We start from the raw sequence: 12,559 nt of genomic DNA on the forward strand, positions 1-12,559 counted from the left end.
GCGAAGCGGGAGGAGGTCATGGCGGGAGCGGCGGCATATTATCTCGACGGACATGCGGACGGGCGGCTGCATCTGCAGCACGGCCCGATCGATCTCGTCATTGGGGTGGATGGCCCGGCCCGTGGGATCAACGGCCAGCGTCGGATTGCCTATGAGGCTGCCCATGCCCGTTTTGCGACGATCCTCGAAGAACTCGTTTCCGAGCTTTCGCTGCTGAAGCAGCCGGCACGGCGGGGAGGGGCAGATCCAGAGGGATCGACTGCCCGTCGTATGCTGGCTGCCGTCCTGCCGTTTGCGGATAACCACTTCATTACTCCCATGGCCGCCGTCGCCGGTTCCGTCGCCGATGAAATCCTGGCGGCAATGCTAAACGCTTTTTCCGAAAGCGATCGTCCGGCACGCATCCATGTCAACAATGGCGGCGATATTGCCCTTCATCTCGATCCCGGCGCACAGTATGCCATAAGGATGGCGAGGGAGGACGGTATCTCCTTCGGCGATTTTGCGCTTTCTCACCAAGACCAGAGCCGGGGCATCGCCACCAGCGGTCGCGGCGGCCGCAGTCTGTCGATGGGCATTGCCGATTCCGTTACCACGATCGCCGCCGATGCCGCTGCCGCCGATGCAGCCGCGACGCTGATTGCCAATGCCGTCGATCTCCCCGGCCATCCGGCCATCACCCGGCAGCGCGCCAAAGATGTGGTCGATGACAGCGACCTCGGCGAAAGACTGGTCGTCATCGGTTGCGGTGCGCTTTCGGCAGACGAGATCGACAGGGCGTTGGCATCGGGGGGCAAGCAGGCAGAGCGCTTCGTCACCCAAGGTCTCATCCATCATGCCGCTCTTTTCCTGCGCAACGAGGGCAGGCTTGCCTCGGCCTCGCATAAGCCAGAGATTTCACCCATGATATCCATTCCAGCGGAGCATCGCCCCCATGCCTGAACCTATCGTGCGCAAATATGCGCTGACCGTCGAAGAAATATTTCACGAAGGCGGCAAGCCCGCTGACGTGCCGCTGAAGAAGGGCGTCATCCTCGCAGTGATCGCAAATCCGTTCGCCGGCAGCTATCACGAGGACATTGCCGGCTTCATGAAGGATCTCGAACCGCTCGGCGTTGCGATGGCGAAGCGGCTTGCGGACGCGCTGGGCGGTGCCGACCAGATCGAGGGTTACGGCAAGGGTGCGATCGTCGGCCAGGCCGGCGAGTTGGAACATGGCGCGCTCTGGCATGTGCCAGGTGGTTATTCGATGCGCGAAATTTTGGGCGATGCAAAGGCGATCGTGCCTTCGACCAAGAAGGTCGGCGCCCCCGGCACCCGTCTCGATGTACCAGTGACCCATATCAACGCTTCTTATGTGCGCAGCCATTTCGATGCGATGGAAGTCGGCATTCCGGATGCACCCCGCGCCAACGAGATCGTGCTCGCTTTGGTGATGACCACCGGTGCCCGCGTCCATGCCCGTGTCGGCGGCCTGAAGGCAGAAGAGATCAAGGGTGAGGACGGGTTGCGGTGAGTGCGCAGATCCGCAAGATCGCGGTCGTCATCGAGGAGTTGCTGACGGAGGCCGGCCAGCCCGTCTCCCCGCCGACACGCCGGGCCGCGGCGATGGCCGTGATCCGCAATCCGTTTGCCGGGCAATATGTGAAGGACCTTTCGATCCTGATCGACCAGGGTGCAGAGCTTGGTGATATTCTCGCGGCACGATGCATCGCAGCGCTCGGCATCGAGGTGTCTCAGGCCGAGAGTTACGGCAAGGCGGCGCTGGTTGGTGAGGATGGCGAACTTGAACATGCCGCAGCGCTTCTGCACCCGACGATGGGCAAGCCGGTGCGTGATGCGCTCGGCGGAGGTGCGGCGCTGATCCCGTCCTCCAAGGCCCGCGGCCCGATGGGCATGGCCTTCGACATCCCGCTCGGCCACAGGCATGCCGCCTTCGTCCGTTCCCATTTCGACGGCATGATGGTGCGCGTGAGCGATGCACCCCGGCCTGACGAGATTGTTGTTGCCGTCGCCATCACCGATAGCGGGCGTCCGCTGCCGCGTGTCGGCGGGCTGACCAAGGACGAGATCACCGGCAAGGACGGGTTGCGCTGAGCCAATCTTGCAAGTGCCGACCGGATCGACTATTTTCAAGGAGTGGAAGGTGAGCTTTCGCCCACCTTCCGTTTGGCTGCAAAATAAATTGGGCACGTATAACGAGGGTCCAGCTCGTTCGTGCCCTTTTTATTTCAAGCGTGATGCGGATCGGCCATAGCTTCATCGCACACCTCCTTGTTCGAAAACGAGGCTGTCGCCACAGCCAGGGAAGCCCATTTCCCTGGTCGCACCGGCTGGCCCCGGCGCTGCTGCTTTCTCTACCGACACACAATCAATTGCATCTTTAGGTTTTATCATCAAGCGTGATACGCGCGGGCGAATTCGTCGCTTGACAGCCTCGGCCTGTCGCCGCAAATTCGTTCGTATACAAATAATAATCGGGAACGATCGTGGACGAAAATACAGTGCAGAAGGCCGGCCGCCAGTCGCAGGTGGCAGGTATCGATGTCGGCGGCACGTTCACCGATCTGGTGTTGTTCGATTCCGAACATGGCACGGTCAGGCTGGCAAAAACGCCGACGACGCTCGACAATCAGGCGACCGGCGTACTCAACGCACTGGATGCGGCAGATGCCGATCTCGCTGCACTCGACCTCATTGTCCACGGCACGACCACGACGACCAATGCAGTGCTGGAGCGCAATCTCTGTCGGACCGGTCTGATTACCACGATGGGGTTTCGCGACGTGCTGGAACTCGGCCGCCGCACGAGGCCGCAGGCCTATGGCATGAAGGGGCATTTCGTCCCGATCATCCCTCGTGATCTGCGGTTGGAAGTGCCTGAACGGATGGATGCGCGCGGCAATGTGTTGACTCCGCTTGACGAGGAGGCACTGCGCGCCGCGATGCAGGACTTGATCGCCAGGGGCTGCGAGGCGCTCGTCATCCATTTCCTGCATTCCTATGCCAACCCTTTGCATGAGCTGCGCGCCGGCGAGATCGCCCGCGACGTTTGGCCGAATAACAATGTCACGATCGGCCACACGCTTCTGTCCGAAAGCCGGGAATTCGAGCGCGGCGTGACGGCGGCCGTCAATGCCTCGGTCCAGCCGCTGCTGCGCCGTTATGTCGAGCGACTGGCCGACCAGCTGGCGGCACGCGGATACCGGCATGATGTGCTGGTGATGAACGGCAATGGCGGCATGGTGTCGGCCCGGCATGTGGCGGCGGAAGCGGCAAAGACGGTGATGTCCGGTCCGGCCTCCGGCGTCATGGCTGCCGCCTATACCGGCCGCCGCGCCGGCATCCCGAACCTGATCACCTATGACATGGGCGGCACTTCCACCGATGTGGCGCTGATCCGCAATGCGGAACCTGCGGTCTCCAACGAGATCGAGATCGAATATGCGATGCCGATCCATGTGCCGATGGTCGATGTGCGCACCGTCGGCGCCGGCGGCGGCTCGATTGCCCGCATAACCGCGGCCGGCTTGCTTCAGGTCGGGCCGGAAAGTGCCGGTGCTGCGCCCGGACCGATCTGTTATGGTCGCGGCGGCACGCTGCCGACGATTTCCGATGCCAACATGCTGCTCGGTCGGCTCAATCCGGCGCGGCTGAATTCCGTGCCCGGCGGGCCGACGATCGACGGTATTGCGGCGATCTTCGAGGAAAAGCTCGGCGGGCCTCTCGGTATTTCCGCAATCGAGGCGGCGGCTGCCGTCATTCGCATCGCCAATACGCGGATGGCCGATGCCGTACGGATGGTCTCCGTCAGCCTCGGCGAAGACCCGCGCGATTTTGCGCTCTTCGCCTTCGGCGGGGCCGGCCCGCTGCATTCGACCGCGATTGCCCGCGAGCTCGGCATCCCACGCGTTTTGACGCCGGCACGGCCGGGCATTACCAATGCGCTCGGCTGCGTCGTCGCCGATCTTCGCCACGACTTCGTCAATACCGTCAATCGACCGCTGCATTCCGTTGATATTGCTGCGGTTCATGCCCTGTTCGAGAAGCAAGCCGGCGAGGGCAGGCGACTGATCGACAAGGAGGCGGTGGCAATCCGCGAGGTGCGGGAAATCTGGTCGGTCGACATGCAGTTTGTCGGCCAGACGCATCTGCTGCGTGTGCCGCTGCCGTCTCCGATGCCGACGATCGACGAGCTTCAGGCGCGGTTCGAGGAGGCTTATTTCCAGCGCTTCCGCGTCGAGCTGTCGGATATCCGGGCGAGCCTCGTCAACGTCAATACCTCGGTCATCGGCCGGCGGGCGGAGATCGACCTGTCTTTGCTGATCGATAATAACGGGCGCAAAGCCACACTTGCGGAGGCACAGACCGGAGAAAGAAAGGTCTGGTTTGATGCCTGGATGGAAACTCCGATCTACTGGCGCGATCATCTACCCTCCGATGCCATCATCCATGGCCCCGCCATCATCGAGCAGATGGACACGACGATCATAATCGAGCCGGGCGACGTGGGGACGCAGGACCACGACGGAAACATCATCATCACGCTTGGAGCAGGCGGGACGGGAGAGGCCAGATGAGTATCGATCCGATCACGCTCTCCGTCATCCAGTCGGGCCTGCAGCAGGTCTGCGACGAGATGGACCTGACCTTTTCCCGCGCCGCCTTTTCGCCGGTCATCGCGGAAGCAAACGACCGGTCGGACGGAATTTATTCCGCCGAGGACGGCTCGCTGATTTCCCAAGGGGTGACGGGTCTGCCGGTGTTTGTCGGCACGATGCAATATTCCACCCGCACGCTGATCGAGATGATCAGGGCGGGCAAGGTGGCCGCGCCGAAGCCGGGCGACATCTATATCGTCAACGATCCCTATCTCGGCGGCACCCACCTGATGGATGTGCGTTTCGCCATGCCGGTCTACCGCGACGGCAAGATCTTCTGCTGGCTGTCGAATACCGGCCATTGGCCGGATACCGGTGGCGCGGTGCCGGGCGGATTTTCGGCATCTGCGACGGCCGTCGAGCAGGAAGGTTTGCGGCTTCCGCCGGTCAGGCTGTTCAAGCAGGGCGTGCTGGATCAGGAAATCTATTCGATCATCTGTTCCAATATCCGCGTTTCCGAACAGCGGATCGGCGACGTCAAGGCGCAGGCCGCGGCATTGCTGGTCGGCGAACAGCGGTTGGCACGTATTCTCGACCGGTATGGTGACGACACGGTGCAGGGCGCGATTGCCGAACTTCGGGTAAGGGCAGCCGGCCAGATGCGGGCCTATGCAAGGCTGATCCCCGATGGTGTCTATCATTCGGTCGCCTATGTCGATAGCGATGGCGTGGTCGACGAACCGCTGGAGATCCGTCTGGCGATCACGGCAAACGACGGGGAACTGGAATTCGATTTCACCGGCTCGTCGAAACCCTGCATGGGGCCGATGAATTCGGTTCTGGCGACGACCCTGTCGTCGGTCTATCTGGCCATGCGCCATATCTTTCCCGACGTGCCGATCTCGGCCGGCGCCTTCGAGCCGCTGACGGTGATCAGGCCGGAAGGCACGTTTCTCGATGCGCAATATCCGCGGCCGGTCTCTGGCTGTGCGGCGGAGGTTTCGCAGCGCATTGCGGAGGCGGTGTTCCTGGCACTGGTCGAGGCTCTGCCGGACCGTGTGACGGCGGCGCCGGCCGGCACATCTGGCAATTTTGCGCTTGGCGGGTTCGATCCGGATCGCAATCGTGGTTTCGTCATGTACCAGATTTCCGGCGGCGGTTATGGCGGCAATATCGACAATGACGGGCTATCGAACGGTTGCTCGACGATCGGCATTTCCAAGGCGCCGCCGGTGGAGATCATGGAGCAGCAGTTTCCGGTTCTCTATCACCGTTATGCGCTGCGGGAAGGGTCGGGTGGGGCGGGCAGGCATCGCGGCGGTTTCGGGCTCGATTACGAGGTCGAGCTTTTGCGCGGCCATGCGACCGCCAGCTTCGTCATGGATCATGGCCGGTTCGGGCCGCCCGGTGCGCTGGGCGGTGGCGACGGCATGCCGAATTCGGTGACGGTGTTCAAGGGCGGCGAGACGATCGTGCCGGGACATCTGTCCAAGGCGCAGGACATTCCGCTTCTGCCCGGCGACCGGGTGCGGGTGGGCACACCCGGCGGCGGCGGTTACGGCGATCCGAAAGCCCGTGACCGGGCGGCTGTCGCGGAAGATGTGCGGTTCGGCCGGTATACGGCGGAGCAGGCGCGGGATCTGTTCGGCGTGGATATTGCCGATATGGCCGCAGAATAACATGCGTTAGAAAGTCGGGGACGACGTGAGTGTCCCCGGCGTGATTTTTCGGCTCGGTCGCGGCTGATGCCATCCGGACGATGCCGCAGCAGGAATGGCCGAGTGCGGGCCTCGCCCTTCGGCCGGTTCGCCCCGATCAGCGGATGGCGCGCATCGCCTCGATGAAGGTCTTTGCCTTGGCAGCGATTGCCGCCACGTCGTCACCCGGCTTGTAGAGCGAGCCGCCGATGCCGAAGCCGGCCGTGCCGGCATCAACGAAGGCTTTCATGTTGTCGGGTGTCACGCCGCCGACGGCAAGCACCGGGATATCCTTCGGCAGCACGGCCTTCCAGGCCTTGATGACATGCGGCGGAATGGCTTCTGCCGGAAACGCCTTGACCCCTGTCGCTCCGGCGCCGATCGCGGCAAAGGCTTCCGTCGGGGTTGCGACGCCCGGCAGGCTGACCATGCCTTTGGCGACGCTCGCCTCGATGACCGAGAGATTGGCATTGGGCGAGATGATCACATTGGCGCCGGTGGCGGCGACATCGGCAACCTGTGCCGGCGTCAGTACCGTGCCGGCACCGATCAGCGCCTTGTCGCCGAAACGCTTCTGCAGCCTTTCGATGCTTTTGAGCGGATCGGGGGAATTCAGCGGCACCTCGATGATGCGCCAGCCGGCCTCGATCAGCGCCTCGCCGACCGGTTCCGCCTCGTCAGGCGTGATCCCGCGCAGGATGGCGATCAGGTTGCATTCTTTGAGTGCGTCATGAAAATTCATCGGAAACGTCCTTATTTCGTCAATTGCAGATGGCCGGCGATCAGCTGGACGCCGCGCTTGGCGGCATCGGTTTGCACCGGCTCGACAGTCAGGTCGAAGAGGGGCGCGATACGGCTGTAGCGGCTGTTGAGCACATTGTTGCCGACAATGCCGATCGCCTCGCCGGGAATGAGCCAGCCTGCGGCACGGGCTTGGCGGAATTCCGAGCCGATGACCAGGCCGGAAACATAATCACCGATATCCTCCGGGTCGAGAATGCCGGCAAGAACGCCGGTGCGGGCGGAAAACACCGCCGACAGGAAGGCATCGGCAGAGCGGCTGTCGCTTGCGGCAAATTCCGCACCCATGTCGAAGGCCCACCAGACGGGTTCCGCGCCCGGGGCGGGGTCCTGTGCCTTGGCGATGAAGGAATGTTTGGTCAGAAGCGAAAAGATCTCGCCGGTCGCATAGGTCTGGAAACCGGCGATGCGACAGTTTTCGACGCGTGCCCATTTGCTGTGGGTGCCGGGCAGGACGACGGTGCGGTCCTTCTCCAGTCCGAAGCCGACGATCTGGGTTTCTTCGCCGCGCATGACATCGGGAAACGGTTTTGCCGCCGGATCGCGCATGCCGGGCAGGAAGGTGATGACGGCGCCGTTTTGCAGCGTCAACTGCGTGGTGCCGGCGGCAAGTTCGGCAAGGCCGGCCGGCGCGTCGACATAAGGCACCTCGACCCAGCCGTTGCGGCTGGTGATCATGCCGCTGGCGAGAACCGGCAGCGGGCCGTGCGCGGCAAACCAGACGCCGACCGTATCCATCAGTGCAGCTTCGAATGCGCGGTCCTTGACGAACTGGATGCCGCCGCTCGTCGTGTCGCGGGCATCGAGCGTCTCGCCGGTTTCCGCCACAAGCGCCGCACGCAGCGAACTCGTCCCCCAATCGAGAATGATCGATACAGGCTTTGGCATTACAAATTTCCTCCCGGTTATGTTTTGCCCTTGGATAGCGCGGGGGCGGGCTGCCTGTCGAGGGTTATCGCCTATAAAGTCATACTTTTAGGTGGGGTGTGCGGATGGTCACGGCAATGCCCTCACGCGATCGGATCGATCCGTGGCCGAAGCCTTCATGTCTGATGCCTTCATGTCTGGCATCTGTTCGGACGGGGCACTGAAAGCTGCCTCGTAAAGTAATTTTAAATTGGCACCTCTCAGTGCCCCGTTCGGCAGTTTTTATCCGCAACTGCGATCTCTCTGCCTCAGCCTTTCCAGATGGTGTTCGTCTGGCTCCACGAAACACGGGCGGAACGACTTACCGCCAACATTCCGTTTTGCCGCCGTCGGGCTCCTCGCTGTCGCGAGCGGGCTATGAAAGCCCGGCGAAACCATCCTTGAGGCCGCCCTGTGTGCCGCACAGGCACGCCCGGCGCGCCGTTCGGGCATCAGAAGCGGTATGGCCGGTCCGTAACCTCGTCCGCTTCCCCCGTGTCGCCGGAGGGAGACCATTTTCTGCGAACCCCGATGAGAGAGACTTACGTCCTTTCTCCCCCACCGGTGCCGGTCCCGCCTCGCCGGAACGACTTCCGGTGTATCCGCGACGGAACGGCAAGAGTATAGGCGCCCGGCAGACTGCGGGGATGGCGATCCGGTTAAACTCTTGATCGTGCTGACGGTGATGTCTGAAACGTCCTCGTGACAGGACGGCTCAGAAGCCCTGGAAGAGAAAATCCGTGGCTGCGGTGATCTCGTCCTGTCGGCTGGATAGGTCGAGGATGGAATCTCCAAGCACCCGCTTCGGCAAGGATGCCATTGAGGGGATGAGGATATAGCAGGGCCGCCCGTCCACCTCGATGCGAGGACTGAGCTTGACGAAGACAGCGCCAATCTGGCTGATTGGCACAATGGGAGCAACGATACGGGTTTCTATTGAGTCGAGAAGGTCGGCCTGCAGATCCATGACCAAGCCGTCCCTTCCCTTTATCCTATGGATATGGAACCGGGCCATCAGAACGAGCGATATTCTTCGAGGGGCAAGCCGTTCTTTTCGATATATTCGTTATAGGCCGCGATCGCCTCGGCATTTTCTTCCAGCCAGCGGCGTTCTCGCTCTGTCTTGACGGCCTTGGCAATCCCTTCTTCTGCGGCGCGCGACAGGTTGATGTCCAGTTCGCGTGCCTGGGCCAGAAGCGCACTGTCGAGCGAGAGGTTGGCGGCCTTGCGGGATGCTGTCGACATGGACGTCCTCCGAAATAATGCGCAGATTGTATGCGCATTTTTGCTTATTTCAAGCGGCGTACGCTGAGGTCGCGGTGCGAGAGCGGGCAAAAAGAAAGCCCCTCGCAGGGAAACGAGGGGCTAGCTGGCTGGAAAGTCAGATTGGAACTCCTAGAAGTCCCGTCTTCATGACAGCATATTCATTTAAGCGATGCTTCACCCAAACAGGTGAGGCGGTTGCATTAGGTGCCGCGTTTCACCTCAAGGTGAGGTAGGAAAGCGGCAGAAAGGCGATCGTGACCGCAAGGAAAACGATCGCGGCTCGGACGAACCGTGCCCGGCGCGCCTTTCGAGCATCCCACTCGTAGACCATGTTTTCTCCCGTTTTTTATCGGATACCGGCAGAGCCGTAGGCTTGTCGGGTATTCGATTACCTCCATCTGCGTGGAAGCAAGAGAGTGTGATAATATTCGAAACTTGCGCGGCGCAGGTTCAACCCTGGCGGACTCGCAGAAACAATGACGCTCGGAGCGGGTATCGCCGGCGGCTCAGGGTTCCGGGGCGAGAATGCAGCACTGTTCCGGCACGGGGACGAGAACCGCCTTTGCACCCGGCCCAAGCGGTTCCGACAGAATACCGTTAGCGGTGATTTCGCCGGCGGCCGTCTCACATTTGTACTGATAGGCACGGCCAAGATAGGTGCGGGTGCCGAGCATTGCCGGAATGCCTTCTCCGTCCCGCCTGACGAGCAGGCCGTCGGGCCGCGCCGCCAGCACGAAATCGTCGCCGATCGGGCCATAAAGGTCCTGCGACAGATGCATGCGGGTGCCGCCTGCGGCTTGCGCCGTGACCATGGCCCCCTTGCGGGCGACGACCGTCATCGGGATGAGGTTCTCAAAACCGACAAAGCCGGCGACAAAGGCGTTTGCCGGCTTGCGATAAAGTGTTTCGGGCGTATCGAGCTGCATGATGCGGCCGGCATTCATGATCGCCACCCGGTCGGAAATCGAGAACGCTTCTTCCTGATCATGGGTGACATAAAGCGAGGTCGTGCCGTTTGCCTTCTGCAACTGGCGGATCTCGACGCGCATGTCGACGCGCAGCCTGGCATCAAGGTTCGACAGGGGCTCGTCGAACATCAGCAGCGGTGGCTTGATGACCAAGGCGCGGGCCAGCGCCACGCGCTGTTTCTGACCGCCGGACAGAGCTGCCGGCAGCCGGTCGGCGAGGGGTGCGAGGCCGACGCGCTCGAGCATGGCCAATGCACGCTTTGCCCGGTCGGATTTCGCAATGCCGCGCTGCTTCAGGCCGAAAGCGACGTTTTCCATGACCGTCAGATGCGGGAAAAGCGCGTAGTTCTGAAAGACGAGCCCGATATCGCGGGCATGGGCCGGCAAAGCGATGAGATCGCGGTCGCCGAGCCGCACATGGCCGGATGTCGGCGCGAGGAAACCGGCAACGATCCTCAGCGTGGTGGTCTTGCCGCAGCCGGACGAACCGAGCAGCGATACAAGCTCGCCTGCCTGAACCGAGATCGACAGGTCGCTCAGCACCTGTGTCTGGCCGTAATGGGCGGAAAGATTTTCGATGGTCAGCGATACGGTCAAGCGGTTCTACCCGAGGGGTTATTTGGTCAGGAAAGTAAGGCCCAGCGTCATCTCGACGACCGCCATCACGCCGACCGTCACCAGCATCAAAAGCACGGAGACGGAGGCGATGGTCGGGTCGAAAAACTGTTCTATATGGGCGAGAATCTGGATCGGCAGGGTGGAAATGCCGGGACCGGTGAGGAATACCGAAATCGACACGTCGTTGATCGAGGTGATGAAGGCAAGAATGAAGGCGGCAATCACGCCCGCCCGGATATTCGGCAAAACCACCGTCATGAAGGTCTTGAGCGGCGGGCAGCCGAGGCTGATGGCGGCTTCCTCGACGGAAAAGTCGAAGGATGCGAGGCTGGCGCCGACGACCCGCACCGAGTAGGGCAGAACGAGCAGCGCATGGCCGAGAACGAGGCTCGGAAACACCGGCAGGCCGAGGCCGATGGTGATCGATTTCAACAGCGAGAAACCGAAGACGATTTCCGGCACCAGGATCGGCAGGACGAAGAGGGTGGACAGAAATTTCGGCAGCTCGATGCGATAACGCGATAACGCGTAAGCCGCAGGAATGCCGATCAGCAGCGACATGCCGGTGCCGAGGATTGCCACCTCGAAGCTGGTGATCGCAGTGGTGCGGAAGGCGGAGATGGCGAAGATGTTGGAAAACCAGCGCAGTGTCAGTCCTTGCGGCGGAAAGGTCAGATAGGTCGTGTCGCTCAGCGAAGCGCCAACGATGATCACCAGCGGCGCCAGCAGAAACAGGAAAACGAGGGCGGCAAAGGCGCCGAGAAGCGGATGGATGCGCGTGATCATCTGATCTCCCATACTCCCCTCATCATACGGCCATCGGATTGAGACGCCGCGCCATGCGGCTCATGATCGAGACGACGGCGATGGTGATGACCACCATGATTGCCGCAACGGTGGAGGCGCCGACCCAGTCGAAGGTCACCATGGCGCGCTGGTAGAGAAGTGTTCCCATCATCATCTGCCGTTCGCCGCCGAGCAGTTGCGGCGTCGCATAGGAGGTGAAGCTGCCGGTAAAGACCAGCACCGCGCCGACGATCAGCCCCGGCACGGCAAGCGGCAGGATGACCTGAAAGAACGTGGCGATCGGTCTGGCGCCGAGCGAGGCGGAGGCCTCGACCACGTCGCGCGGAATGCCTTCCAGCACCCCGGTCAATGTCAGGATCATCAGCGGCACGAACAGATAGACCATCGCGACGATCACCGAGGCTTCCGTATAGAGCATCGACAGCGGCTCGGCGGTAAACCCGAGCGACAGCAGCGTCGAGTTGATTATACCGTTCTTGCCGAGAATGATCAGCCAGGCGAAGGAGCGCACGACGACGCCGGTCAGAAGCGGGAAAACGGCGGCGATGATGGCGATCGATTTCAGCCGCGCCGGCATCTGGGCGATCACATAGGCGGTGAGGAAACCGACGACGAGCGAGATCGCGGTGGTGATCAGCGCGATCCTGAGCGTGCGATAGAGGATATTGGTGCGGAAACCGCTGTTGAAGAATGCGGCATAGGTGGAAAACACGCCTTTCGGCTCGCCGAATGTGCTGGCGATGGTGATCAGCACCGGCACGACGAGCGCCGCCAGCACGGCAATCGTCGCCGGCATCGTCAGTCCCCATTTGGTGAACCTGGTCATGCGTTCAGTATCTCTCTCGACCGTAGCCGCCCCTCACCCCGCCGCCGCTTCGCTCGGCGACCCTCTCCC

Annotated in this window: 12 protein-coding genes; 5 read left to right on the forward strand and 7 right to left on the reverse strand. The window is 62.0% G+C overall.

From position 1 onward, the window contains the following. Positions 1 to 18 precede the first annotated feature (18 nt). From AC2GXZ_RS18065 to AC2GXZ_RS18085, 5 genes are all read left to right on the forward strand, one after another. Positions 19 to 942 (forward strand): UPF0280 family protein, encoded by a 924-nt coding sequence (locus AC2GXZ_RS18065; RefSeq protein ID WP_483760572.1) that lies wholly within the window; start codon positions 19 to 21, stop codon positions 940 to 942. After that, complete coding sequence (locus AC2GXZ_RS18070) at positions 935 to 1,516, forward strand: amino acid synthesis family protein (protein WP_483760573.1); 582 nt, start codon at positions 935 to 937, stop codon at positions 1,514 to 1,516. The genes AC2GXZ_RS18065 and AC2GXZ_RS18070 overlap by 8 nt, the downstream gene beginning before the upstream one ends. Next, entirely contained in the window at positions 1,513 to 2,097 is a 585-nt protein-coding gene (locus tag AC2GXZ_RS18075; RefSeq protein WP_483760574.1) for an amino acid synthesis family protein, read from the forward strand. The genes AC2GXZ_RS18070 and AC2GXZ_RS18075 overlap by 4 nt, the downstream gene beginning before the upstream one ends. Before the next feature lie 392 nt (positions 2,098 to 2,489). Further along, positions 2,490 to 4,580: a hydantoinase/oxoprolinase family protein gene (locus tag AC2GXZ_RS18080; RefSeq protein WP_483760575.1), complete on the forward strand. Its 2,091-nt coding sequence runs from the start codon at positions 2,490 to 2,492 to the stop codon at positions 4,578 to 4,580. Continuing rightward, positions 4,577 to 6,280, forward strand: a complete 1,704-nt coding sequence (locus AC2GXZ_RS18085) for a hydantoinase B/oxoprolinase family protein (protein WP_483760576.1) — start codon at positions 4,577 to 4,579, stop codon at positions 6,278 to 6,280. The genes AC2GXZ_RS18080 and AC2GXZ_RS18085 overlap by 4 nt, the downstream gene beginning before the upstream one ends. 136 nt (positions 6,281 to 6,416) lie before the next feature. On the opposite strand, the gene AC2GXZ_RS18090 is transcribed toward AC2GXZ_RS18085, so the two are convergent. The 7 genes from AC2GXZ_RS18090 to AC2GXZ_RS18120 form a co-directional block, all read right to left on the reverse strand. Further along, positions 6,417 to 7,040: a 2-dehydro-3-deoxy-6-phosphogalactonate aldolase gene (locus tag AC2GXZ_RS18090; RefSeq protein WP_483760577.1), complete on the reverse strand. Its 624-nt coding sequence runs from the start codon at positions 7,038 to 7,040 to the stop codon at positions 6,417 to 6,419. Positions 7,041 to 7,051: 11 nt separating this feature from the next. Further along, positions 7,052 to 7,987: a 2-dehydro-3-deoxygalactonokinase gene (locus AC2GXZ_RS18095; RefSeq protein ID WP_483760578.1), complete on the reverse strand. Its 936-nt coding sequence runs from the start codon at positions 7,985 to 7,987 to the stop codon at positions 7,052 to 7,054. A gap of 733 nt (positions 7,988 to 8,720) precedes the next feature. Next, on the reverse strand, positions 8,721 to 9,020 hold the full coding sequence (locus tag AC2GXZ_RS18100) for a CcdB family protein (protein WP_483760579.1): 300 nt from the start codon (positions 9,018 to 9,020) through the stop codon (positions 8,721 to 8,723). After that, positions 9,020 to 9,250: a type II toxin-antitoxin system CcdA family antitoxin gene (locus AC2GXZ_RS18105; protein ID WP_483760580.1), complete on the reverse strand. Its 231-nt coding sequence runs from the start codon at positions 9,248 to 9,250 to the stop codon at positions 9,020 to 9,022. Before AC2GXZ_RS18105 ends, AC2GXZ_RS18100 begins: the two co-directional genes overlap by 1 nt. A 527-nt stretch (positions 9,251 to 9,777) precedes the next feature. Continuing rightward, a complete protein-coding gene (locus AC2GXZ_RS18110; protein WP_483760581.1) occupies positions 9,778 to 10,836 on the reverse strand; it encodes an ABC transporter ATP-binding protein in 1,059 nt (352 codons plus the stop codon). 18 nt (positions 10,837 to 10,854) lie between these two features. Beyond that, positions 10,855 to 11,643, reverse strand: coding sequence for an ABC transporter permease (locus tag AC2GXZ_RS18115; protein ID WP_483760582.1), 789 nt, complete (start codon positions 11,641 to 11,643; stop codon positions 10,855 to 10,857). 22 nt (positions 11,644 to 11,665) lie between these two features. After that, complete coding sequence (locus AC2GXZ_RS18120) at positions 11,666 to 12,490, reverse strand: ABC transporter permease (RefSeq protein ID WP_483760583.1); 825 nt, start codon at positions 12,488 to 12,490, stop codon at positions 11,666 to 11,668. Positions 12,491 to 12,559 lie beyond the last annotated feature (69 nt).

Source organism: Aliirhizobium sp. YIM B11859 (assembly GCF_057163345.1).

Bases quoted from the DNA above. Each gene is read 5' to 3' on its own strand.
- AC2GXZ_RS18120 (WP_483760583.1), bottom strand. From the start codon at position 12,490: ATGACCAGGTTCACCAAATGGGGACTGACGATGCCGGCGACGATTGCC.
- AC2GXZ_RS18070 (WP_483760573.1), top strand. From the start codon at position 935: ATGCCTGAACCTATCGTGCGCAAATATGCGCTGACCGTCGAAGAAATA.
- AC2GXZ_RS18105 (WP_483760580.1), bottom strand. From the start codon at position 9,250: ATGTCGACAGCATCCCGCAAGGCCGCCAACCTCTCGCTCGACAGTGCG.
- AC2GXZ_RS18115 (WP_483760582.1), bottom strand. From the start codon at position 11,643: ATGATCACGCGCATCCATCCGCTTCTCGGCGCCTTTGCCGCCCTCGTT.
- AC2GXZ_RS18085 (WP_483760576.1), top strand. From the start codon at position 4,577: ATGAGTATCGATCCGATCACGCTCTCCGTCATCCAGTCGGGCCTGCAG.
- AC2GXZ_RS18095 (WP_483760578.1), bottom strand. From the start codon at position 7,987: ATGCCAAAGCCTGTATCGATCATTCTCGATTGGGGGACGAGTTCGCTG.
- AC2GXZ_RS18065 (WP_483760572.1), top strand. From the start codon at position 19: ATGGCGGGAGCGGCGGCATATTATCTCGACGGACATGCGGACGGGCGG.
- AC2GXZ_RS18100 (WP_483760579.1), bottom strand. From the start codon at position 9,020: ATGGCCCGGTTCCATATCCATAGGATAAAGGGAAGGGACGGCTTGGTC.
- AC2GXZ_RS18090 (WP_483760577.1), bottom strand. From the start codon at position 7,040: ATGAATTTTCATGACGCACTCAAAGAATGCAACCTGATCGCCATCCTG.